Origin of the sequence: Trichloromonas sp., from assembly GCF_034006665.1 — a bacterium.
Lineage (GTDB): Bacteria > Desulfobacterota > Desulfuromonadia > Desulfuromonadales > Trichloromonadaceae > Trichloromonas.
Genome location: NZ_JAVESI010000013.1, coordinates 20014 through 43177, shown reverse-complemented (window position 1 = coordinate 43177; position 23164 = coordinate 20014). Strand labels below are relative to the sequence as shown.

Below are 23164 nucleotides of genomic sequence, written 5' to 3'. Positions count from 1 at the left end.
CAGGCCGTAGCACCTGGTGGGCGCGGATCGCAAATCTCGATATTTTCGTAGCGATAACATTCTCCTCGGTTTGATCCCGCGGTCGATAACGCACCCGACCGGCGGGGGCTTGCCACAGGCGACGTTTCCGAACGGTTCGATCTCCCCGTTCAGCACCTCCAGGTCGAACGACCCGGCTACTTTTCGAACAAGGCTTTTTGGGCCAGCAAATCCAGGTCAGCGTCAGTAATCGTCGGCAGAAAGCGTTTTCGATACAACTCGTCGTGAACGATATTCACAATGGCAACAAGAGGGGTCGCGACCAGCACCCCCAGCACACCGAAGGCGGCCACACACAACAGCATGGAAAAGATCACCGCCAGGGGATGCATTTTCATAGGGACTAAAGAAATTACTATTACGGTAGAAGGTAACAAAAATGGAAAAGATCACCGCCAGGGGATGCATTTTCATGCCGCGCGCCATGATGAACGGGGTGATCACGTTGTTCTCCAACGCCTGGACCGCGATATAGGCGAGCAAGACCCACAACGGGGTCATTCCCCCTTTTCCAAGAGCAAACAGGATCGCGGGGATGGCGCTGAGAATCGGCCCCAGAAATGGAACCGATTCCAGCAGCCCCGCGATCAGCCCGAGAACCAGCGCATCCATGAATCCAAAAATCGGCCACATGAGCAGGAAAACCAGCAGGCCGATCGTCAGCATCCCCAGCAGCGTCGTCCCGACCCACCTGGGCACAAATTTCCCAATGCGTTGCACGATGATCAGGGTCTGCTCGTGGTGGCGCTCGGGCACCAGAGAGAAAATGCCCCGAAATATCGGCCGCGGATTCATCAGGGTAAAGGTCGCGCCGAAGAAGACCGTCACCAAGACAATCAGTATCTGAGTCGTGTTGAACGCCACCGCCGTGAAGCGGCCGACCACGCCCCGGAACATTTCGCTCAAACCGGAACGAAGCGATCCCGTCTCTTTGGCTGGGGACGGAGCCGCTTCCGCGATTTGCCGGGAAATTTCGATCTGGCCTTGCTCCGTTGCGGTCCGGGAAATTTCAGTGGTGACTTCGGCCTGGAGTTTTTCCTCGGAAAGCACCGCCTGCTGTTCCATTTTAATCAGGGGTTTTTGGAAACGTTCCCAGTAAGCGGGCAACTGTTCCGAGAGCTTGACGACCGATGCCTGCATCGGCCCGAAGCAAGCCCAGCCGGTCAAGCCAATGACCACAACCAACGCTCCCACGATCAGTCCCGTCGCGCTTTTTCGCCCACCATGCAACGTCCGCATCCGCGATATGGCCGGATTCACGGCCAGAGAAATCAGCATAACCAGCAGAAACGACAACAGAATGGGAGACAGCAGCGGAAACGACTTGATGATGGCGAACAACGCCGCCCCCAGGATCACATAGAAAGTGATTGAGCGTGGTTTCACCTCTGGCTTAGGGTCATTCGGCATGATGTTTTTCCCGTTGTGATCTTGGCACCTGGAGTCCCGCTAAAAAAGGGAGGAGAAAGACGCTCGATGAAATTCAGCAGTCCATTTCTCCTCCCTGACGTCCTGGGTGCTACCGATTTCCTGCTCCGGCGGAGAAACAACCGGGTCGTCATGGCGAACCCCTGTGATCGCCCTGCTGCTTCGCCTTAACGGAAGAACGCCAACGCCACGTCGGAGAGCGCATTGACGACAGGTTCCGCAATGCGACTGGTACGCGAGCGATGATGAGAACTGGCGCCGAGGAGAAGGCCGAGGCCGACGCCGATGCCTAAGGCGATAAAAATAGTCTTGCCCTGATTTTCATGACTATAACTCTTGGCCTTCTCATAGCTTTCACTGACCTTCCGGGCCGTTTTGTCATAGGCGTCGCCGACCGCCCGCTCCGCTTGCTCGTAAGCCTCGGCGCCTTGTTCCAGGAGTTTTTCGGTGGCGGTGCCGTCTCGGTAATTATCGGTATCCATGGTATCTCCTCCTGAAGAATCTGGGGTTTGGGTGATGTTCTACATATTCGTTTCCGGGTCGCTATTGGCATCCCGAAAGGAAGCGGGTCGCGGACCGACGTCACCGCGGGCTACGCGGTCGAGGGGACATTCGTCCCTGATCCAGTCGGCGGCGGCCTTGGTGGCGATACCCAGCAGGGTCATCCGGATCAGGCCGGGCCCGGCGGCCGCGGAAGGCGGGCCCCCAAGTGAGCCGCGAACTTCCTCGGCAAGGGAACCCAGGATTCGCTCCATGGGCGTGGTGCGTATGGCGAAGACCTTCGAGGCCAAATAGCCCAGGCCGGCGGCAGCGCCCAGCGCCCAGTAGGGAGAGTCCTTCACCTGGGCACGCCAATCGAGTTTCTCTTTGATGCGCTCGCCGATTTGCTCGACGGTCTGGGAAAGGTTCTCCTCTTCCCTGGCGATATCCCGGCGAATATCTTCGCTGCAGCGCTCGCGTTCAGCCATTTGTTCCTCTCCTTTTTAAGTATTCCCCTCGGCTCTAGGCCTTACGAATCGATTTTTTCAATTGCCCGTAACCGATCAAGGCAATGACGACACCGACGAAACTAACCGCCACTCCCGTGACCAGCGCCGCGATGGCGGGGGGCATGTAAACCGTGAGCTGGATAATCGATGCGGCGCACAGCGACACTAATCCGGCAACCCCGAAAACCGCTCCGGTCGCGACGAGCAAGATTCCACCGAGAGCCGCCCTGCCCTTTTCGCGGATTTGCTGGAGAACCAGATCGATTTCGTTGTGCACCACCGCCGCCGAGCTTTTGGCCAGCCGACCCAATAATTCGGGGAGGGACTCGGGTGGCGTGGCCGGGTCTTGATTGGCACCTGTGTTGGTCATCGGGAAACCGCTCCTTACCGGCGTCGCCAAAGAGCGCCGATAATCAGGCCGACAGCCCCTGCGATCAAGAGGCTGCGCTCCGGGCTCTGCCTGACGTATTCCCGGACCTTGGCGTCCGCCTGCTTATAATCGAATTGCCGGACGTACTCGGCGGATTGATCCAGCCACTCGGAGGCCTCTTTTCCGTAGTGAGCCGCGCCCGATCGCGCATCCTGCTCCGCCGCTTTTTCGCCCAGCGCCTCGGCGACTTGATGAATCCTGTCGGCCACGGTCGATTTGACCTCGTCAAAGCCGCTGGCCTTCCCACGTTCTTGGCCATACGGCGCGGATTCTTCAGTCCTATCGCCTTCCCCGTCGTTTATTCCCATGATTTACCTCATACAGCGTTGCTTTAATCGGCGCTCGTCACACCCCGAACCCGAAACGTCCCTGGTTCGAGCCGGATCTAGCGATCATCGTCAACAGCCCGGGCCGGTGGCGATATGAGTTACCTCGGCGGTGATTTACCTGGACCACCCTTAGTCCGTCGGGTCATCTTTCCAGTATTTCTCGCGCTGGTAATGGGCATGAAGACTGGCCTCATAGTCCCGGGTCAGCAGCGCCCCCTCCAGGTATTCCGGCGCCTGTTTGATCGCCTCGCGGGCCAGATTGACGAAGACTTTCGACTCCAGCCAACTGATGCGCTCAATCCATTTGGGTGAGATCAAGGCCTTTTTCCCCGGCCACCAGTTTCGCGTATCGATAATGAGATAACGAATCACCCAGGTCTCGTCATCGATAAGAAAATCCGCGACATGGCCGAGTTCGCCGTCTGTCGCCTGAAGATGACTGCCGGTCACATCTTGGGAACTGCGCAAATAGGGATCCCAGGTCTTCTCTTCCGCCGTGGCTTGTTTGAGTTTTTCCGGGTCATGCACAATGAACGGGTAGGTCCCCCACACATCCGGGCCGCCCCAATACATCGGCCAGCCATAAAATCCGTAGTAGGCATCTTCAAATTGCCGCGAGACGGGCTTGTCGCTTTCCAGGGCCGGGCTGTCCTCGATCTGCCGTTTAGTCAGATTGATTTCGATGTTTTGCTTTTCCGTATTCACGGCCATCAGCGCATAAGGTGAAATCAGCACCTGCCGACCCATAAGCCAGGTTCCCGTGTCGGCGACCAAGTAGCGAATCGTCCAGTGCTGGTCGTCAAAGTAGAATTCCTTGACCTTGCCGATTTCTCCGTCGCGGCTGTTCAAGGTGTACCCCTTGAGGGTTTGGGCTTTATAAAGCATAATCGTCTCCTGTGTGGTGGTAGCGAAGCGGGCAAGCTAAATAACGGCTTTTTTCGCCCGGCGTTTGAGTAGCCAGAGGCCGATAATGCCGGTCGTGAGGAGCACAAGCGTAGCCGGCTCGGGGACCGGTACGCCAGCGAAGACATATTCATCGGCGGAACTGGCGGCCAAATTGTCCAGCTGAAGGATTTCGCTCGGGTCACCGTCAAGCGCTTTATCCGCTTTTGTCGGCTTGCCGGTAAAGATGATGCGGCTGTCTACGGCGTTATGCATCCTGCCGACGATGACATCCATGGCGGGAAGCTGCATATCGCCGGTGGTGATGCCATGGCTGTCGTACTGGGTCACCCGTGTCGAGCCGGTTGCTGTCGACGACAGACCGTCGCTGAAGAGACTCAGGAACTCATAGGTTGGGATATCGACAGCCTCGGGGTCATCGTTTTCCCGGGTTTTGTCGATCAACAGAAAATGGCTGTCGCGCAAGATCGTTTCGCGAGCGCTGCCGGCCCGCGCCGGTCCTCCCTGCGGGGCGGCAAAATGGTCGACGTACAGGGAGGCGAAGGCTCCGCAAGGGAGCAGGACCAACATCAGGCAGAGAGCGAAAATTTTTGGGACCCGGCGGACATTCATGGTCAGGGGACTCCTGTTGGTGGTTTTTTTCGCGGCACTTCGGCAGATGACAGGGGGCCTCTTTTTCCGTTCGCTTCACATCTTCATTTCGATCGGTAGTAACTGCTGCCGGCGAATACGGTGATTCAATGTTTTGTCGCGGCTGCATTTCTACAAATCGCCTTCAGGAAAATCCAACGCCGGTTTCACGAAACACACGATTAACCGTACGCTTATGGCTATAGGAACAGATATCGCAACGAACGTGCCACCAGTAGCTACAAGGGCAAGGCTTTGATTATAAAGGGGCAAACTCGGATGGGGGTGGGACGAGGAAAGGAAAAACCGTCAGCGGCGGCCGTCATACTTGGCATTACCGTCGGATATGGCGGGCCGGAGTGAAGGGGGATTTTGATGGTTTAACGGCGGATGCCGTATTTACGCATTCGGGCGCGCAGCGTGCTGGGGTTGAGTCCGAGCAGGAGCGCCGCACCTTTTGGCCCCTCAATGCGCCAGCCCGTCTTCTGGAGCATCTGGACAATGTGATCGCGTTCCAGATCGCCGAGGGGTTTGAGCTCCTGTTCCTCCTCGGGTTTCCGGAAAGCATCAAACCGGTCCAGAACCTGAAGGACCGATCCCTGGCTGGTGATGACCGCCCGCTCGATGACGTTTTCCAGTTCGCGCACGTTACCGGGCCAGTGGTACTCTTGGAGCGCGCCCATGGTTTCGTTTGATACGGTTTCGATCTTCCTGCCAATTTTCTTGTTGTATTTGGCGACGAAGTAACGGATGAGCAGCGGGATGTCGTCCTTACGCTGCCGCAGGGGCGGTATGGTGATGGGAAAGACGCTCAGCCGGTAGAAGAGGTCTTCCCGGAAGCGGCCGGCGCGGATTTCTTCCTCCAGATCGCGGTTGCTGGCGGCGATGATCCGGACATCGACCTTGACGGTACGGGGGCTGCCCAGACGTTCGAATTCGCCGTCCTGAATGACCCGCAGCAGCTTGCACTGCAACTCCAGCGGCATTTCGCCGATTTCGTCGAGGAAGATGGTGCCGCCGTCGGCCAGTTCAAAGCGCCCCATCTGCCGGGCATGGGCGCCGGTGAACGCCCCTTTTTCCCGCCCGAAGAGCTCGCTTTCGATGAGGTTCGCCGGCAGCGCCGTGCAGTTGACCGTAATCATCGGCCGGTCCTTGCGCGCGCTGCGGCGGTGGATGGCGCGGGCGACCAGGCCCTTGCCGGTGCCGGTCTCGCCCAGCAACAACACGGTCGCATCCTGCGGCGCCACCTGCTCAACCCGGAAAAAGACATAGGAGATGGCATTGCTTTGCCCGATGATCTCGGTGAAGTCGTATTCCCGCACAACCTCCTGCTGCAACTCGATGTTCTCTTCCAGGAGCCGGTCCGACAACTGCTTGATTTCCGCGAAGGCCCCCTGAAGGGACGCTTCCGTGCGCTTGTGTTCGTCGATCTCCTTGGTGAGCAGCACATTGGATCGGGTCAGTTCCGTCGTCCGTTCCTGGACTGTGGATTCCATCTCGTCGTGGGCATGGCGCAACGTCGTTTCCAATCGGGCCTGAACCGTGCCGTCAACGATCGAGGTTAAAATGTAAACGCCCTGGTCATCCGGCGTCGCCACCGCGACGCTCTGCAACTGCCCATGAATCAGCGTGCCGTCTTTTCCGGTGAAGCTGATTTCGCATTTCTGAATTCCCTGCCGTTGCAAAACTTTTTCGAGGTGCCGGGAAAAAAGCGCCCTTTCATCCGCATCGTCGATAAACGTACTGAAGGCTTGATCGACCAGACGCCGGCGCTCGACCCCCAGCAGTTGCGCGCCGGTCAGGTTGACCTCGCGGATCAGCCCGCCCGCGTCGAAAGTGAAGTAGCCGATGGGAGCGAAATCATAGAGTTCGGCGTACTTGGCGAGCGCAACCTCAAGTTCCTCGCGGGCGCGGCGCAGTTCGGCATTCTGCATCTCCAGTTCAAGCTGGTGAACCTCCAGCTCATGCAGCAGCCGGTGGGTTTCCGCCTCGGTCCGCGGCGCATGCCGTTCATCCAGCTTCGTCCGAACCTGCTCTTCCGCCTGCCGGCGCACCTCATTTCCCGGCGTCAACCGATTGTTGTCCATATCGATGCCCATGCTCACCTCTCTTATGCCCCGGATCGAGGAGAAAAACCGGGATCGTCGTCGGCCCGATTAACCGTCGGGTTGAAGCAGTTTCTTCAGTCGTGCATTCTCCCCGCGCAATTCCGCCTCCAGGGTCTTGGCCGCGGTAATGTCGGCAAAGGTAATCACCACCCCGCCGATCACGTCCTCCATGGTGCGATAGGGCATGATCCGCACCGAGAACCAACGCCCGTTGGTGGCGGCGATCTGCTTTTCCGAAAAGACCAGGGTTCGCAGCACCTCGCGGGTCTCTTCGATCATTTCCGGATAGAGCAGGTCGCTGGCGATGTCGGAAAGCGGCCGCCCCACATCGCCCGGAAGCAGCTTGAAGAGTTTGTTGGCGCCGGGGGTGAAGCGCCGCACATGGAGGTCGTTGTCCAAAAAGATGGTGACGATCTCCGTGCTGTTGAGCAGGTTGCGCATATCGTTGTTGATGCGCGCCAGCTCGTCCATTTTGGACTGCTGCTCGGCGTTCACCGTTTGCAGTTCTTCGTTCAGCGACTGCATCTCTTCCCGGGAGGTGGTCAACTCTTCGTTGGTAGACTGTAGCTCTTCGTTGGTCGACTGCAACTCCTCGTTGGTCGATTTGAGTTCTTCCTGCGAGGATTGCATCTCCTCACGCAGCGTCTCCATTTCCTCGCGGGCCTGCCGCAGCTCCTGCTCCAGTTCGAGCACTTTGGCACTGCCCGAAGCCGCGCTTCGGGAGCGGCCGGGCGCTTTCTTTTCGTCGGGGGTCGGCGCCTCGCTGAAGACGATCATCGCCATACCCCGCAGCGCCTCCGGCTCTTCGATCGCCTGGACGGTGAGATCAACGGTCTGCGTCACACCGCCCTCGCCGACCTTGAGCCCTTTGACGGTGATCGCCTCTTTCTGCCGAAGCGCCTTCTGGAAGGCGATCCCCAAATCGAAGCGGAGCCCCTCGCGGGCCATGGCGAAAATATTCCAGTTGGCCTTGCCGGCCGCCGGCTCCAGGTATTTGCCGGTTCGCCCGCTGATGTAGAGGATGTCCCCCTGGTGGTTGACCAGTATGGCGGGCGGGGCAAAGTGCTGCAACAGCACCTGATCCGCGAGGGACTGGAGATTGGCTGTGGATTTCAAAATCGTCGACTCCTTGGGCATTTCCGGCGGGACGGGAACAAACGAAGCGGGAAACGCGACCGGTTCGGCCGCAAGCACCGACTCGCGCCGCCGGAAGAGCCGCGACTTGAGGCCCAGCGCCGCGAACAGATCGGCATGGGCGCTGACCGTCTCCGCGCTCCCCAGAAAGAGAATTCCGCCGGGATTCAGGCTGTAGTGAAAAAGCGGCAGCAGCTTCTTCTGCAGTTCAGGGGTCAGATAGATCAACAGGTTGCGGCAGATGAGGATATCCAGCTTGGTGAAGGGCGGGTCCATGATGACGTTCTGGGTGGCGAAAGTCACCATCTCCCGAATCTCCTTGCCGATCCGGTAGCCGTTATCCTCATGGATAAAAAACCGCTCCAGCCTTTCGGCGGAGACATCGGCGGCGATGTTGGCCGGATAAAAGCCCTGGCGGGCTTTGTCGATGGCGTCCCGGTCAAGGTCGGTGGCGAAGATTTGCAAGGTAAAACCGGCCTTGGGCTGGACCCGGGCCAAGGCCTCCTTGAAGACCATGGCCAGCGAATAGGCCTCCTCCCCGCTCGAACAGCCGGTCGACCAGGCCCGAAGTACCCGGCCGGTGGGGTGGCCCGCCAAAAGGGCCGGTATCGCTTCTTCCCGAAGCTGCTCCCAGGCCGCCGGGTCGCGGAAAAAGCTGGTCACACCGATCAGCAGTTCCTTGAAGAGGAGTTCCACCTCCTGCGGATTTTCCTGCAGGTAGCGGACATAGGCGGCGATCCGGTCGAGCTGGTGGATACCCATGCGCCGCTCGATACGGCGATAGAGGGTGTTCTTCTTGTACATCGAGAAGTCGTGGCCGGTCTTGGCGCGCAACAGGATGACGACCTTCTCCAGGGCGCTCCGGTCCTTCTCCTTCAGGGGATGCTCGGACTTGACGATGGTCCGGGCATGGCGCAGGTAGCCGATGATCTTCCCGGGCAACTCCTCCGCCGGGGCGACCAGATCGGCCAGGCCGGCGTCGATGGCGCTGCGCGGCATACTGTCGAATCGGGCCGAGGACGGCTCCTGAACCAGCGCCACGCCCGCCTTTTCCTTGATCGCCCGCAGCCCCATGGTGCCGTCCGAACCCATGCCGGAAAGGATGACCCCGATGCTCTGCTCCCGCCGGTCCTCGGCCAGGGAGCGGAGAAAGAAATCGATGGGCAGCCGCAGGCCGCGGGGCGCCGTCGGCTCGAACAGATGCAGCGCGCCGTGGAGAATGGACATATCTTTGTTGGGGGGGATCACATAGACGCAGTTCGGCTTCACCTTCATCCGGTCCCGCACCTGGAAAACTTCCATGCCGGTGGCACGCTGAAGGAGTTCGGCCATGATCCCCTTGTGGGTCGGATCAAGATGCTGGACGACGACAAAGGCCATGCCGCTGTCTTCCGGCACATGCCGCAGAAACTGCTCCAGCGCCTCCAGCCCGCCGGCGGAGGCGCCAAGACCGGCGATGGGAAAGAGCGCGCTTTCCGATCGCTCCGGCGGCACGGCGGCAGCTTCCTGATCGTCGACGCTGGGTGCCGGTGGCGGTGTTTTTTTCATAGATTCGATAACCCATGTCTCAAAGGGACGATCGCGGCCTGCGATTCACGACGCAAGCATCACCCTTACACTATATCAGCTGTGTGCGATTAGGAAGTTGCATACGCGAGGTGGTTAAATTAATGAATCCAGAGACGCCACTCGACTGTGGCGTCCGGCGAGACGGGCGGCGGTTTGGTACCAAAATAACTCATCGAAAATTGACACCCCATCCTCGCACAGCCCCCGATACAGGCTTAGTCGGTGTAGCCGCGATCAAATACCACATAGATGACCTTGGGAGCGCGAGGGTTCTGGCCAGATTGATTCCGCGCTCCCGGTCCGCGGTCAAATCGACAAAGGCGGGCAAATTGCCGTCGGCGTCGAGTCCGACATGAAGCTTCGCCGCGCCCTTGGTTTTCTGGTACTTGGCCCAGGGAAACAGAGATAGGGTCAGGTCGAGCAGGGCGGCATCCAGCAGATAGATCTTCACTTTCAGCTTGAATTTCTTGTTCCGTGGCGCCAGGGATTGGCAGCGCCCCAGCAAGCGTTGAAACAGCTCCCCATAGGGCGTATGGGACTGATTCTCGTTGAAACGCACCAGAGTTGCCCGGCTGAACGCTTTGATGCCCAGGCGGTAGAGCTTTTGACCTTGAACGGCGAGGCTGTCCACCTCATCCCGCAGACTGCAACGGCCGGACAGCTGCGCTGTCAGCATGGCGACGAACTGAGTCCAGCGGGTAAACGAACGAAACTTCTGGGCGGTCACCCCGATCACATAAGCAAGAGATCCTGAGTAACAAATCCAGGTTGAAGTCATTTGTCGAGTAGGAGAATCACCGGGGCATGGGCAGCAAAGGCACTGTCAAGGCACAATTTCGGCACAGTGGACAGCTGGCCGGTTTTAAAGCGGAGGGAACGAGTTGAGAGCACAGGGAGGAACAAAGGAAGAGATTGTTATAAACTAGCGAAAATAAATAAAAAAAGGCCCAGTCAAACGACAGGGCCTTCGTTGTTTTTTTGGAGCGGGAAACGAGATTCGAACTCGCGACTTCAACCTTGGCAAGGTTGCACTCTACCACTGAGTTATTCCCGCTCATGCCGCTCGCCTTGTTCCTGCAGCGAGCGGCTGTATTAATAGCAAAAGGGTTTTTTCAAGTCAACAGGTAATTATCAAAAAAATCTCCGGCGACATCACGGGGCTACAGGGACGCACTGCGGCTCTGGCGGAAATATTCAAAATATTTTTTGACCTTTTGGACATAGTTGCGGGTTTCCTCGTAGGGCGGAATCCCCTGGTAACGTAATACGGCGTTCGGGCCGGCATTATAGGCGGCCAGGGCGAGATCGGTATTCCCGTTGAACTGATCGAGCATCAGGCGCAGGTAGCGACTCCCGCCGCGGATATTTTCCTCGGGATTAAAGGGATTGAGCACATTCATGTCGCTGGCGGTTTCGGGTATCAACTGCATGAGTCCTTGGGCACCTTTACTGGAAAGGGCGTTGGAATTGTAGTTGCTCTCCACCTTGATGACTGCGTGAACCAGCGCCTCATCGAGGTTATAGGCCGAGGCGTATTGCTTGACCAACCCATCATAGTGTTTGGTGAGATTGGTGAGATTAACGGACGCCCCGGGGGATTTAGGAGGGTGGGAGCGTTTCGATTTCATGAACAACCGATAACGGCCATGGGTCGGGCAATCGGTAAAATGGGTAACGCCGTTGGCGTCGATATAACGATAAATGTCGCCATACCCCGGGGGCGGAACCACCAGGAAGACGACGAACAGAACCCAAACGGCAAATGCGCTGACGGCAAAATGTTTCATAGCTTCCTCGATTTTTCGCGGCGAGTTCGCAATATATCGAATATTTTTCCGTATTTCAACCTACTTGGCGCACCGGCAAAGAACTTGACAAGGGCAAGGCGCAAGCCGATAATAACGCATTTTTAATGGGCGTCAGGCACCGCCCTCCCTTTTCAGACGGCGGTTCGGTCATAAACCAGCCTCCCCTCCCTTGCCGACTTGCAATTGTCGGTCCATTCTTCGCCCAACGAGGCCTATCATGAAAATTATTTCCGATTTTCTGGTCATCGGCAGCGGCATCGCCGGTCTTTCCTACGCTCTTAAAGTCGCCACCCAGGGCAAGGTCGCCATCGTCACCAAGCGAGAAATCTCCGAAACCGCCACCAGCCTGGCCCAAGGAGGGATCGCGTCGGTCTTTTCGCAGGAAGATTCCTTCGAAAATCATGTGCGCGACACCTTGGTCGCCGGCGCCTTCCTGCCCAAGGAAGAGATCGTGCGCATGGTCGTCGAAAATGGGCCCCAGGCCATCCACGACCTGATCGACTGGGGCGTGCAGTTTACCCGCAAGGCCGACGACAGCTACGACCTGCACCGCGAAGGAGGACACAGCCACCGTCGTATCCTCCACGCCCAGGACATCACCGGCCGAGAAGTCGAACGGGCACTGGTCGAAGCGGTGCGCAAGCATCCCAACATCAGCATCTACGAAAACCACATCGCCGTCGACCTGATCACCGCGGCCAAGGTCGCCCATCGCCGCATCCGCCCGGACAAATGCCTAGGCGCCTACGTACTTAATATCGCCAGCAAGGAAATCCTGACATTCGGCGCGAAAATCACCATTCTTGCCACCGGCGGTGCCGGCAAGGTCTATCTTTACACCTGCAATCCCGACGTCTCCACCGGCGACGGCGTGGCCATGGCCTACCGCGCCGGCGCGACCATCGCCAACATGGAATTCATGCAGTTCCACCCGACCACCCTCTTCCACCCCCACGCCAAATCCTTCCTCATTTCCGAAGCGGTACGGGGCGAAGGGGCGATTCTCAAGCGGCGGGACGGCACGGCCTTCATGGAAAAGTACCACGAACTCAGGGATCTCGCCCCCCGTGACATCGTCGCCCGCGCCATCGACCATGAAATGAAAACCTACGGTGATGACTGCGTCTTTCTGGATATCACCCACAAGGGGGCGGAGTTCATCAAGGGACATTTCCCGAATATCTACGAAACCTGCCTTTCCTTCGGCATCGACATGACCAAGGAACCGATTCCGGTGGTGCCGGCGGCCCACTACCTGTGCGGCGGGGTGCGGGTCGACGAATGGGGGGAATCGGACATTGAAAATCTTTTCGTTATCGGCGAATCGTCCTGCACCGGCCTCCACGGTGCCAACCGCCTGGCCAGCAACAGCCTGCTCGAAGGAGTGGTCTACGGCAAGCGTGCCGCGCAACGCTCCCTGGAACGTCTGGCGAGCCTGCCCAACACCTACCCGGCCATCGATCCCTGGGATTACGGCACCGCCACCAACAGCGACGAAGAGGTGGTGGTCGCCCACAACTGGCACGAAATCCGCCTCTGCATGTGGAACTACGTCGGCATCGTGCGCTCCAACAAACGCCTGACACGGGCGCTGCGTCGCGTCCAGATGATTCAGGAGGAAATCGCCGACTACTACTGGGATTTCCTCATCACCTCGGATCTCATCGAGCTGCGCAACATCGCCACGGTGGCCGAGCTCATCGTCCGCTGCGCCCTGGAGCGGCAGGAGAGCCGCGGGCTGCACTATACCATTGATTATCCCGAAACGGATGATATCCACTGGAAGCGCGATACCCTGATTCAGAAACAGTTCTGATCACCCCACCAGGAGCCGACCCTTGACCATTGATGAAATTCGCGTTCGCATCGACGAACTGGATCGCCTGCTGCTGAAGATCTTCAACGAGCGGGCGGAGCTGGCCCTCCGGATCGGTGAAATCAAAAAAGAACGGGGGCTTCCCGTTTACGACCCGGCCCGGGAGAAGCGCATTTTCGAGGCCATGCAGGCGGCCAATCCCGGCCCTCTGGATAACGGCGCCATCGTCCGTATGTTCGAGCGGGTCATCGACGAATCCCGGCGGTTGGAACGTCTCCGCACGAAAGGTCTGTAAAGATGTTTATTGTCATGAAAAAAAATGTCACCGAAAACGAGCTGCAGCAGGTCAAGGAGTATCTTATCGAGCGGGATTTCGATTTCCATCAGTCGACCGGCGCCAACCGGGTCATCCTCGGCGTTATCGGCGATACCAGCCGCGTGCCCATTGATGAACTGCGAACTCAGCCCGGTGTCCAGCAGGTCTTCAAGATTTCCGAGGAAGAATGACTCTTCCCCAGCGGGAGCGGCGACGCTCCCGTTTTTTTTCAGGGATGTTCCGGTCCGCGCAGTTCCTCTTCCAGCTGTTTCCGCAACGCCTCGATCCGCTTGCGGTTGACGCCGAAATCACTGTAACCGAGGCGGGCGGCGGAACGCAGATGCACCGCCTTTTCCGCCTCGTCAAAGCGCAATTCAAGATCATCGACAAAGTGAAAGATCCGCGAACGGAAGGTGGCCCAGAGATAATTGTCCGCCACCCGCTCCACCCGTCCCCCCAGGTTCTCCACCGCCCGCCGAGCTACTTTCTGAATCCGGGGCCAGTTTTCCGTCGTTACCGCAACCGGCTGAACCAGGTGGGCTGGGTCCGTCATTTCGCTGCACACACAATTGGGCTTTGGCGAGCAGGGACGCAAGCGGCCCTCCCTGAGACCCGGTCCATCGGCGGAACCGGAAGCGCAGGCGGTAAGACCCAGAAATCCACCCAGGGTCAGCAATCGTTTCAACCCGTCCAGAGCTCTTTTGCCCATATCCTTCCCACCCCTTTCCCGTTCGTGAAGAACGAAAGAATTCCTTTATTTATCCAAGGGTTTCCATAAAGCCTTTGCCATTTTACCGACTAAATGGCATATTGCGTGATTTGAAATAAAAATTTCTGGATATCTAGCCGCCGGAACCGGACAAGGAAGCAGAGATTTTCGGCGCGGCGACCACTTCGTCCGGCACGAGGAGTTTTGCTTGAATCAGACGAAACCAGGCTCGAAACCAGCACTGGGCCTCTTCCATCCCGCCCCGCGGCAGTTCGCGACCCCCGTGGCCGCCCTGCTGCAAACCAATATACCTCTCTTTATCGATGACCAGGGTTGCCTGCAAGCGGGGGCCGTCGACACGGCCGACCTTTCGTCCGGCCTCCCTTTTGTCGGCATGACTCCCTCCTGCCCTCCCGAAACTCTCGGGGACGCGGATTTTTGCCGCGACCACGGACTGCGTTACGCCTACGTCGGCGGCTCGATGGCCAAGGGCATCAGTTCCGTCACCATGGCCCAGGCCTTTGGCGAAGCAGGGATGCTCGGTTTTTTCGGTGCCGCCGGTCTGCCTCTCGACGAGGTGGAAAAGGCCATCGCTCAACTTCAGGGCGGTGCGAAAACTTATCCCTTCGGGATGAATCTGATTCATAGCCCCAACGAACCCGATCTGGAAGCGGCGCTGGTGGAACTGTACCTTGGGCGTGGTGTACGCCTGATCGAGGCCTCGGCCTTTCTCGATCTGACCCTGCCGGCGGTGCATTTCCGCGTCCACGGCATCCACCGCGATTCCAACGGCCGGATCGTCACTCCCAACCGGATCATCGCCAAGCTTTCCCGGGAAGAACTCGCCGCCAAGTTCCTCGCCCCGCCGCCGGAGCGTTTACTGCGGGAACTGGTCGCTGGCGACCGGATCACTGCCGAGCAGGCGGAACTGGCGAGCCAAATTCCCATGGCCCAGGATATCACCGTCGAAGCCGATTCGGGCGGGCATACGGATAACCGCCCGGCGATCTCCCTCTTCCCCTCCATCGTCGCGTTGCGGGACAAGCTTCAGGCCCGCTACCGCTACGATCACCCCCCGCGTCTCGGCCTCGGCGGCGGTATCGCCACCCCGTCCTCGGCCTTGGCCGCCTTCGCCATGGGTGCCGCCTATCTGGTCACCGGCACCGTCAATCAGGCCTGCGTCGAATCGGGCACCTGCGACGAAGTTCGCAAAATGCTCGCCGAGACGCGTCAGGCCGATATCACCATGGCGCCCTCGGCGGATATGTTCGAGATGGGCGTACATGTGCAGGTGCTCAAGCGCGGCACCATGTTTTCCATGCGCGCCACCCGTCTCCTTGAGCTTTACCGGCAGTGCGACAGTATCGACGCGATTCCCGCCGCCGAAAGGCAAAAGCTCGAAACCACGCTCTTTCGCGCTCCCCTGGAAACAATCTGGGAAGAGACCCGGACCTATTTTGCCAAACGTGATCCCCGCCAGGTGGAACGGGCGCGACAAGAGCCCAAACACAAGATGGCCCTGATCTTCCGCTGGTATCTAGGACAGTCGCCGGTCTGGGCGAACCGGGGAGAAAGCTCACGGAAGATCGATTACCAGATCTGGTGCGGCCCGGCCATGGGCGCCTTCAACGAATGGACCGCCGGCACCTTTCTTGAAGACCCCACCCAGCGCCGGGTGGTGCCCGTCGCTCTCAACCTGCTGCTCGGCGCTGCCTATCTCTGGCGCGCCAGGCAACTGACCCTCCAGGGTTACCCCCTCGCCGCCGCCGATTGCGCCTATGCACCCCTGGAAGCCGAGAACCTCAAGGAGTATCTCCGTTGAAAACCGATTGCGCCGAACAGAATATCCATACCGCCCCCTTCCCCCCCCTGGCCATTGTCGGACTCAGTTGCCTCTTCCCCAAGGCCGATAGCGTCGAAGCCTACTGGTCCAACATCAAGAACGGGGTGGATGCCATCCGCGAGGTACCGGAAAGCCATTGGCGGGCGGCGGATTACTTCGACCCGAACCCCAAAGCGCCGGACAAGGTCTACGCCAAACTCGGCGGTTTTCTCGATCCTGTTCCCTTCAATCCCATGGAATACGGCATTCTGCCCAACGCCCTGGAAGCCATCGACACCTCGCAACTGCTCGGCTTAGTGGCCGTCGGCCAGGCCCTGAAGGATGCCGGTTACGGGCCGGAGCGGGAATTCGATCGGGAAAAGGTCAGCGTCATCCTCGGCGTCACCGGTGCCCTGGAGCTGGTCATTCCCCTGGGTGCCCGTCTCGGCTATCCCATCTGGCGCTCGGCCATGAAGGAAGCGGGAATCGACGATGCCGCCATCGAGGATGCGGTACAGCGCATCGGCGACGCCTACGTCCCTTGGCAAGAGAACTCCTTCCCCGGTCTGCTCGGCAACGTCGTCGCCGGCCGCATCAGCAAACATTATAACCTTGGCGGCACCAACTGCGTCTGCGACGCCGCCTGCGGCAGCTCCCTTTCCGCCCTCAACCTGGCGGCCCTGGAACTGGCCACCGGCCAGTCGGACATGGTCGTTACCGGCGGCATCGACACCTTCACCGACATCTTCATGTACACCTGTTTCAGCAAAACCCCGGCCCTCTCCCCCAGCGGCCACGCCCGCCCCTTCGATGCCGAAAGCGACGGCACCACCCTCGGCGAGGGGCTCGGCATCCTGGTTCTGAAGCGCCTGACCGATGCCGAGCGGGACGGCGACAAGATCTACGCGGTGGTCAAGGGAATCGGCACCTCCAGCGACGGCAAAGGAAGCGCCATTTATGAACCGAGCCCCGGAGGCCAGCAGAAAGCCCTGCGCCGAGCCTATGAAAATGCTGACGTCGAACCGGCCAGCATCGGCCTGATTGAGGCCCACGGCACCGGCACCAGAGTTGGCGACGCCATCGAAATCAAGGCCCTGCGCGAGGTTTTCGGCGAAGCGGAAGAGCCGACCTGCGCCCTCGGCTCGGTGAAGTCGCAGATCGGCCACACCAAGGCCGCCGCCGGTTCGGCGGGGCTGATCAAGGCGGCGCTGGCCCTGCATCACAAGGTGCTGCCGCCGACGATCAAGGTCAACAAGCCGCAGGAGGCCTTGACCGCGGGGAAAACCCCCTTCTATATCAACAGCGAAACCCGCCCTTGGCTCCCCGCCGCCGGCCATCCCCGGCGTGCAGCGGTGAGCGCTCTCGGCTTCGGCGGCAGCAACTTCCACTGCGTTCTCGAAGAGTACCGTCCCGAAAAAGCAGGCATCGACTGGTCCGACGATATCCAGATTGCCGCCTTTTACGCCGCCGACATCCAGGGACTGGAGCAGGCGATGAAAGCATTCCCCACCAACGCTTCCTGGTCCGCTCTGGCCCGCGCCGCCCGAAAGAGCCGCCGAGCTTTCGATCCCCGGCAAAAGTGTCGATTGGCCCTGATCTTCGTCCGTGCGGGAACCGACCCGGCCGAGCAGATGGACAAAGCATTGGCACAACTGGAAAAGAACCGCGCCAGGACGAGTTGGACGACACCAGACGGCACCTGTTTTGCCTCCGGGGATGGTGAGGCGCCGCCGGCGATTCTCTTCCCCGGCCAAGGGGCCCAGTATCCGGGGATGCTCAAAGATCTGGCCCTGCGTTTTCCCGCCTTTTTCCAACAGCTCGAAGAAGCCGATCAGCTTTTCCCTGCCGAAACGGGACGGCTTTCCGACCTGATCTACCCCCGTCCGGCATTTTCTGACGGCGAACGCCAAGACCAGAATGAGCGCCTGCGCGCCACCGAGGTCGCACAACCGGCTCTGGGCACAGTCAGCCTCGGCGCCTGGAGTGTCCTCGCCGACTTTGGCCTGACGGCCGGAGCTTTTGCCGGGCACAGCTACGGCGAACTTGCCGCTCTTTGCGCTGCCGGGGTCTTTGCCCCCGTCGACCTGCACCGCCTGTCGCGCCTGCGCGGCGAACTGATGGCCGGCGGCGGTGGCGATAAAGGCTCCATGCTGGCGGTCTCGGCGCCCTTGGCGGAAATTGAGAAAGCACTTGAAGAAGAGAAGCTAACCCTGGTTCTGGCCAACAGAAATACTCCCGGGCAAGGGGTTCTTTCCGGCCCCGCCGACGAGATCAGCCGCGCCGCCGAATGCCTCGGGCGGCGGGGCTTGCGCTGCACGGCTCTGAATGTCGCCGCCGCCTTTCACAGCGAACTGGTCGCCGAGGCCGCCGGTCCCTTCGGTGAGAAATTGAAAGAGGTAGTCTTCCGCTCCCCCCAGGCGCCGGTCTATGCCAACACCAGCGGCACCCCCTATCCCGCCGATGCCGACGCCGCCCGCTCCCTGCTTGCGAACCAGCTGGCGAAACCGGTGGAATTCGTGCAAGAAATCGAAGCCATGTACGCCGCCGGCATCCGCGTCTTTCTCGAAGTCGGTCCCGGCGCCCGTCTGACCGGCATGGTCAAAACCATTCTCGGCGAACGCCCTCATCAGGCCCTAGCCATTGATGCCGCCAACGGCAAGCGCTCGGCCCTGCTCGATCTTGCCCGCGCTCTGGCGCAACTGGCGGTACTCGGCCAGGAACTGCGTCTCGGCCTTTGGGACGACCGCGCCGACGAACCGGAAACCGAAACCGGCAAAAAGCCCGGATTGACCGTCGCCATCAGCGGCGCCAACCATTTCAAACGGCCGCCGAAGCGTCCCGCCGTCAAACGCCCCGCGCCTGTCGCGCCGCCCGCATCCGCACCATCCATCGCGCCTGCGACCGCTACCGTGCCGACCCCGGTCACCCCCGCCGCACCGGTATCCGGGCAACCCTCGAACGAGGCTCTGCGCGAAGCCCTGAACCTCACCCAACAAAGTTTGCAAGCACTGCAGAATCTGCAGGAGCAGACCGCCCGCCTGCACCAGCAGTTTCTCACTGGCCAGGAGCAGGCCGTGCAGTCTTTTCTGAGCCTGGTCGATCAGCAGCGGCGCATCTTCAGCACCAGCCCGACGCCTGCGGTCACTCCCACGCCGACGCCGATACCCCCGGCACCGGCACCGACGGCGCAAGCCTCGGTGTCCCCGGTTCCGGCACCGTCCCCCTGTCCGCTATCGGTCACCACGGCGAGCACCGCGCCGGCGCCCAGCACTGCCGTCGTCACCGCGCCGCCCGCCGTCGGTCTCGATGTGAACCGAGTCGCCGAGGTGCTGCTTGCGGTAATCGCCGAGAAGACCGGCTATCCCCGGGAAATGCTGGAGCTGGACATGGCCCTCGACGCCGATCTCGGCATCGATTCCATCAAACGCGTCGAAATCCTCTCCGCTCTGCAAGAACAGCTCCCCGAAGCACCGCCGGTGCGCCCCGACGAGCTTGGCGCCTTGCAGACCCTGGGACAGATTGTCGCCCGTCTCGCTGTCACCGCGCCTGTCGTGGCGGCCACGGCCGTCGTCACCGCGCCGCCCTCCGTCAGTCTCGATGCGAACCGGGTCGCTGAGGTCCTGCTTGCGGTGATCGCCGAGAAGACCGGCTATCCCCGGGAAATGCTGGAGCTGGACATGGCCCTCGACGCCGATCTCGGCATCGATTCCATCAAACGCGTCGAAATCCTCTCCGCTCTGCAAGAACAGCTCCCCGAAGCACCGCCGGTGCGCCCCGACGAGCTTGGCGCCTTGCAGACCCTGGGACAGATTGTCGCCCGTCTCGCCGTTGCCGCGCCTGTCGTGGCGGCCACGGTCGCCGTCGCCGCGCCGCCCGCTGTCGGTCTCGATGCGAACCGGGTCGCTGAAATCCTGCTTGCGGTGATCGCCGAGAAGACCGGCTATCCCCGGGAGATGCTGGAACTGGACATGGCCCTCGACGCCGATCTCGGCATCGATTCCATCAAACGCGTCGAAATCCTCTCCGCTCTCCAGGAACAGCTCCCCGAAGCACCGCCGGTGCGCCCCGACGAGCTTGGCTTCTTGCAGACCCTGGGACAGATTGTTACCCGTCTCGCCGTTGCCGCGCCTGTTGTGGCGGCCACTGCCACCGTCGCCGCGCCGCCCGCCGTCGGGCTCGATGCGAACCGGGTCGCCGAGGTGTTGCTCGCCGTCATCGCCGAGAAGACCGGCTATCCCCGGGAAATGCTGGAGCTGGACATGGCCCTCGACGCCGATCTCGGCATCGATTCCATCAAACGCGTCGAAATCCTCTCCGCTCTGCAAGAACAGCTCCCCGAAGCACCGCCGGTGCGCCCCGACGAGCTTGGCGCCTTGCAAACCCTGGGACAGATTGTCGCCCGTCTCGCTGTCACCGCGCCTGTCGTGGCAGCCACGGCCGCCGTCGCCGCGCCGCCCGCTGTCGGTCTCGATGCGAACCGGGTCGCTGAGGTGCTTCTCGCCGTCATCGCCGAGAAGACCGGCTATCCCCGGGAAATGCTGGAGCTGGACATGGCCCTCGACGCCGATCTCGGCATCGATTCCATCAAACGCGTCGAAATCCTCTCCGCTCTGCAGGAGCAGCTCCCCGAAGCACCGCCGATCAAACCGGAGCACCTCGGTACGCTGCAAACAGTGGCGCAGATCGTCGACTTCCTCGCCAGCGTCTCCGGCGCCCCGGCCGGAGCCCCCGTTGGCATGGAAGCCCCGGCGGCGGGTGGGTCCGTCGAACGGAAGCTGCTCAAGGTCGTGCCCCTCAATCCCAAGGCAGAGCGTCCGCGCCTCAAGCTCGCCGACGGCGAACTGGAACTGTGGATCGGCGACGACGGTTCTCCCCTGGCCCGAAATCTCGCGGATTACTTTGCCGGGCAGGGACAACGTACCCGACTCATTTCCCCCGAGGAACTCGATTTTCTTCCGGCGCCGTCGGAGCTGGCGGGGCTGATCCTGCTCGCACCCGCCGCCGGTTGTAAAGACCGCGACTTGGCGTGCGCCTTCCGCCTCATGCAGATTGCCGGAACCGGGCTGAACCGTGTCGCCGAACGCGGGGACGCGATTCTGGTAACGGTTTCCCGGCTGAACGGCAGCTTCGGGCTCCTGCCCGGCGCCATGCCCACCGACCCCCTTTCCGGCGGTCTGGCCGGCTTGAGCAAAACCGCCGCCCACGAATGGCCGAAGGTCCATTGCAAGGCCATCGACCTGGCCGATGACTGGAACTCGCCGGAGGAACTGGCCGCCGCCCTGAGTGAGGAAATCCTCCGCGACGGGCCGCTGGAAGTCGGTCTCGCCGCAACCGGCCTGCATACCCTGAAACTGACCACCACGCCTCTTTCCGGAGAAACCGGCGAATTGCCCCTCTCCCCCGGCGACCTGGTGGTCGTCAGCGGCGGTGCCCGAGGAGTGACCGCCGAGGTGGCCATCGCCCTGGCCCGCGCCGCCCGGCCTACCCTGCTTCTTCTCGGCCGCACACCGGCGCCGGAAGCGGAACCGGAATGGCTGCGGGAACTGCGGGAAGAGACGGAAATCAAGCAGGCCCTGCTCAAGCATGCGAAGTCCCCCATGAAACCGATGGATCTGGAAACGCGCTACCAGAGTCTGCTTCACAGCCGGGAAATCCGCACCAACCTGCGCCGTATTGAAGAAGCGGGAGGCCGGGTTCTCTACCGCGCCGTCGATCTGCGTGACGAGCGGGCGCTGGCCGAGGTCGTGGGCAAGGTGCGGGCCGAGCACGGAGCGGTACGGGGGCTGATTCATGGCGCCGGGGTTCTCGCCGACCGGCGCATCGCCGACAAGACCCTGGAGCAGTTCGAACAGGTCTACGCCACCAAGGTCGCCGGACTCCGCGCTCTTCTTGCCGCCGTCGGCGACGACGAACCGCGCTTTCTGGTGTTCTTCTCCTCGTCCACTGGACGCTTCGGCCGTACCGGCCAGGTCGACTACGCCGTCGCCAACGAGGTGCTCAACAAGATCGCCCAGCAGCAGGCGCAGCTGCACCCCCACTGCCGGGTACTTTCCCTCAATTGGGGACCCTGGGACGGCGGCATGGTGACGCCGGGGCTGAAAAAACTCTTCGCCCAGGAAGGGGTCGAAGTCATCGGCCTGCAAGCGGGCGCCGACTACCTGCTCAGGGAACTGGCGACGCCGCCGGGCGGCCCGGTGGAACTGGTCATCCTCGGTTCCCGGGAAGCCGCCGTGCCCGAGGCGCCGCCGGCCCCGCCGGAAAATATCCACATCTCCAAAGCCTTTGATCTCGATTTGAGCGTGGCCCAGTATCCTTTCCTCCTGTCTCACGTCATGGATAAAAAGGCGGTACTGCCCATGGCAATGATGGTCGAATGGCTGGCCCAGGGAGCGATTCACAACAACCCCGGCCTGCGCTTTCACGGTTTCAACGACCTGCGGGTCATGAAGGGGGTGACCCTCGGCCCCGAGGATCTGCGCTCCCTGCAGGTACTCACCGGCAAAGCCTTCAAGAGCGACGGGTTCCACGTGGTGCCGGTGGAGCTTTCCGGACGCGTCGATTCCGGACGACCCCAAGTCCATGCCCGCGCCAGGGTGGTGCTGGCCAACCGCCTGCCCGATGCCCGACCGGCGTCCGCACCACCGGAACTGGAATCCTACTCCCGACCGATCGGGGAAATCTACCGGCCGGAGCGCCTCTTCCACGGCGCCGACTTCCAGGGGCTAAGCGCTATTCTCGGCTGCTCGGAAGCGGGCATCAGCGCCCGAGCCAAAAGCGCCCCCGCCCCCAGCAGCTGGATCGCCCAGCCCCTGCGCAGCTCTTGGCTCACCGATCCTTTGGTTCTCGACTGCGCCTTCCAGCTGATGATCCTCTGGAGTTTCGAGCGCTACGCCGCCGGTTCCCTGCCGGTCTTCGCCGGCCGTTACCGCCAGTACGTTGAGCGCTTCCCCGAGGCGGGCTGTGAAATCCGCATACAGGTCAGCCGCCAGAGCCCGAGCGGGGCGGCGGCCGACATGGAATTCGTCGACCCCGCCGACGGCCGGCTCATCGCCCGCATCGAGGATTATGAGTGCGTCATCGACGCCTCGCTGAACCAGAGCTTCCAGCGGAACAAACTGCAGGGAGCCGCCTGAG

16 protein-coding genes, 1 tRNA gene and 1 pseudogene are annotated in these 23164 nt (G+C 60.9%); 5 read left to right on the top strand and 13 right to left on the bottom strand.

Translation table 11 applies throughout. The features are described from left to right. Nucleotides 1-222 precede the first annotated feature (222 nt). The 12 genes and pseudogenes from RBR25_RS07235 to RBR25_RS07180 form a co-directional block, all read right to left on the bottom strand. Nucleotides 223-1449, bottom strand: coding sequence for an AI-2E family transporter (locus tag RBR25_RS07235; protein WP_432818875.1), 1227 nt, complete (start codon nt 1447-1449; stop codon nt 223-225). A 185-nt stretch (nt 1450-1634) separates the two neighbouring features. Further along, the gene (locus RBR25_RS07230; protein WP_432818874.1) at nt 1635-1949 is read right to left on the bottom strand and encodes a hypothetical protein; all 315 of its coding nucleotides are present in this window, start codon (nt 1947-1949) and stop codon (nt 1635-1637) included. Nucleotides 1950-1988: 39 nt separating this feature from the next. Then, the gene (locus tag RBR25_RS07225; protein ID WP_432818873.1) at nt 1989-2435 is read right to left on the bottom strand and encodes a hypothetical protein; all 447 of its coding nucleotides are present in this window, start codon (nt 2433-2435) and stop codon (nt 1989-1991) included. Between the two features lie 34 nt (nt 2436-2469). After that, nucleotides 2470-2826 carry a phage holin family protein gene (locus tag RBR25_RS07220; protein ID WP_432818872.1) on the bottom strand — a complete coding sequence of 119 codons (357 nt, stop codon included), beginning with the start codon at nt 2824-2826 and terminating at the stop codon, nt 2470-2472. A gap of 14 nt (nt 2827-2840) precedes the next feature. Next, entirely contained in the window at nt 2841-3194 is a 354-nt protein-coding gene (locus tag RBR25_RS07215) for a hypothetical protein (RefSeq protein WP_432818871.1), read from the bottom strand. 150 nt (nt 3195-3344) lie between these two features. Continuing rightward, complete coding sequence (locus RBR25_RS07210) at nt 3345-4100, bottom strand: PRC-barrel domain-containing protein (RefSeq protein WP_432818870.1); 756 nt, start codon at nt 4098-4100, stop codon at nt 3345-3347. Between the two features lie 36 nt (nt 4101-4136). After that, a complete protein-coding gene (locus RBR25_RS07205; protein ID WP_432818869.1) occupies nt 4137-4730 on the bottom strand; it encodes a PEP-CTERM sorting domain-containing protein in 594 nt (197 codons plus the stop codon). A gap of 398 nt (nt 4731-5128) precedes the next feature. Continuing rightward, a complete protein-coding gene (locus tag RBR25_RS07200; RefSeq protein WP_432818868.1) occupies nt 5129-6847 on the bottom strand; it encodes a sigma 54-interacting transcriptional regulator in 1719 nt (572 codons plus the stop codon). Nucleotides 6848-6904: 57 nt separating this feature from the next. Next, a complete protein-coding gene (locus RBR25_RS07195; RefSeq protein WP_432818867.1) occupies nt 6905-9538 on the bottom strand; it encodes a chemotaxis protein CheB in 2634 nt (877 codons plus the stop codon). A 186-nt stretch (nt 9539-9724) separates the two neighbouring features. Beyond that, nucleotides 9725-10277: pseudogene (locus RBR25_RS07190) on the bottom strand (DUF4372 domain-containing protein); the annotation flags it as partial. Between the two features lie 261 nt (nt 10278-10538). Beyond that, nucleotides 10539-10613 (bottom strand) — tRNA-Gly (locus tag RBR25_RS07185). A 106-nt stretch (nt 10614-10719) separates the two neighbouring features. Next, nucleotides 10720-11346, bottom strand: coding sequence for a transglycosylase SLT domain-containing protein (locus RBR25_RS07180; protein ID WP_432818866.1), 627 nt, complete (start codon nt 11344-11346; stop codon nt 10720-10722). Nucleotides 11347-11584: 238 nt separating this feature from the next. Between RBR25_RS07180 and nadB the strand changes: the two genes are divergently transcribed. The 3 genes from nadB to RBR25_RS07165 are packed head-to-tail and all read left to right on the top strand — an operon-like array spanning nt 11585 to nt 13690. Beyond that, complete coding sequence (gene nadB, locus RBR25_RS07175) at nt 11585-13183, top strand: L-aspartate oxidase (RefSeq protein WP_432818865.1); 1599 nt, start codon at nt 11585-11587, stop codon at nt 13181-13183. Nucleotides 13184-13205: 22 nt separating this feature from the next. Continuing rightward, entirely contained in the window at nt 13206-13478 is a 273-nt protein-coding gene (locus RBR25_RS07170; RefSeq protein ID WP_432818864.1) for a chorismate mutase, read from the top strand. A gap of 2 nt (nt 13479-13480) precedes the next feature. After that, nucleotides 13481-13690, top strand: coding sequence for a hypothetical protein (locus tag RBR25_RS07165; protein ID WP_432818863.1), 210 nt, complete (start codon nt 13481-13483; stop codon nt 13688-13690). A 38-nt stretch (nt 13691-13728) separates the two neighbouring features. Here RBR25_RS07165 and RBR25_RS07160 read toward each other — a convergent pair whose 3' ends face one another. Then, nucleotides 13729-14208 (bottom strand): DUF1499 domain-containing protein, encoded by a 480-nt coding sequence (locus tag RBR25_RS07160; RefSeq protein WP_432818862.1) that lies wholly within the window; start codon nt 14206-14208, stop codon nt 13729-13731. 208 nt (nt 14209-14416) lie between these two features. Between RBR25_RS07160 and RBR25_RS07155 the strand changes: the two genes are divergently transcribed. Together RBR25_RS07155 and RBR25_RS07150 are read left to right on the top strand one after the other, a co-directional pair. Then, nucleotides 14417-16030: a PfaD family polyunsaturated fatty acid/polyketide biosynthesis protein gene (locus RBR25_RS07155; RefSeq protein WP_432818861.1), complete on the top strand. Its 1614-nt coding sequence runs from the start codon at nt 14417-14419 to the stop codon at nt 16028-16030. After that, nucleotides 16027-23163: an SDR family NAD(P)-dependent oxidoreductase gene (locus RBR25_RS07150; RefSeq protein ID WP_432818860.1), complete on the top strand. Its 7137-nt coding sequence runs from the start codon at nt 16027-16029 to the stop codon at nt 23161-23163. The genes RBR25_RS07155 and RBR25_RS07150 overlap by 4 nt, the downstream gene beginning before the upstream one ends. Nucleotide 23164: the final 1 nt, after the last annotated feature.

Excerpts from the sequence above, each read along its gene's own strand:
- RBR25_RS07235 (WP_432818875.1), bottom strand. The coding sequence starts at position 1,449 with ATGCCGAATGACCCTAAGCCAGAGGTGAAACCACGCTCAATCACTTTC.
- RBR25_RS07230 (WP_432818874.1), bottom strand. The coding sequence starts at position 1,949 with ATGGATACCGATAATTACCGAGACGGCACCGCCACCGAAAAACTCCTG.
- RBR25_RS07225 (WP_432818873.1), bottom strand. The coding sequence starts at position 2,435 with ATGGCTGAACGCGAGCGCTGCAGCGAAGATATTCGCCGGGATATCGCC.
- RBR25_RS07220 (WP_432818872.1), bottom strand. The coding sequence starts at position 2,826 with ATGACCAACACAGGTGCCAATCAAGACCCGGCCACGCCACCCGAGTCC.
- RBR25_RS07215 (WP_432818871.1), bottom strand. The coding sequence starts at position 3,194 with ATGGGAATAAACGACGGGGAAGGCGATAGGACTGAAGAATCCGCGCCG.
- RBR25_RS07210 (WP_432818870.1), bottom strand. The coding sequence starts at position 4,100 with ATGCTTTATAAAGCCCAAACCCTCAAGGGGTACACCTTGAACAGCCGC.
- RBR25_RS07205 (WP_432818869.1), bottom strand. The coding sequence starts at position 4,730 with ATGAATGTCCGCCGGGTCCCAAAAATTTTCGCTCTCTGCCTGATGTTG.
- RBR25_RS07200 (WP_432818868.1), bottom strand. The coding sequence starts at position 6,847 with ATGGGCATCGATATGGACAACAATCGGTTGACGCCGGGAAATGAGGTG.
- RBR25_RS07195 (WP_432818867.1), bottom strand. The coding sequence starts at position 9,538 with ATGAAAAAAACACCGCCACCGGCACCCAGCGTCGACGATCAGGAAGCT.
- RBR25_RS07180 (WP_432818866.1), bottom strand. The coding sequence starts at position 11,346 with ATGAAACATTTTGCCGTCAGCGCATTTGCCGTTTGGGTTCTGTTCGTC.
- nadB (WP_432818865.1), top strand. The coding sequence starts at position 11,585 with ATGAAAATTATTTCCGATTTTCTGGTCATCGGCAGCGGCATCGCCGGT.
- RBR25_RS07165 (WP_432818863.1), top strand. The coding sequence starts at position 13,481 with ATGTTTATTGTCATGAAAAAAAATGTCACCGAAAACGAGCTGCAGCAG.
- RBR25_RS07160 (WP_432818862.1), bottom strand. The coding sequence starts at position 14,208 with ATGGGCAAAAGAGCTCTGGACGGGTTGAAACGATTGCTGACCCTGGGT.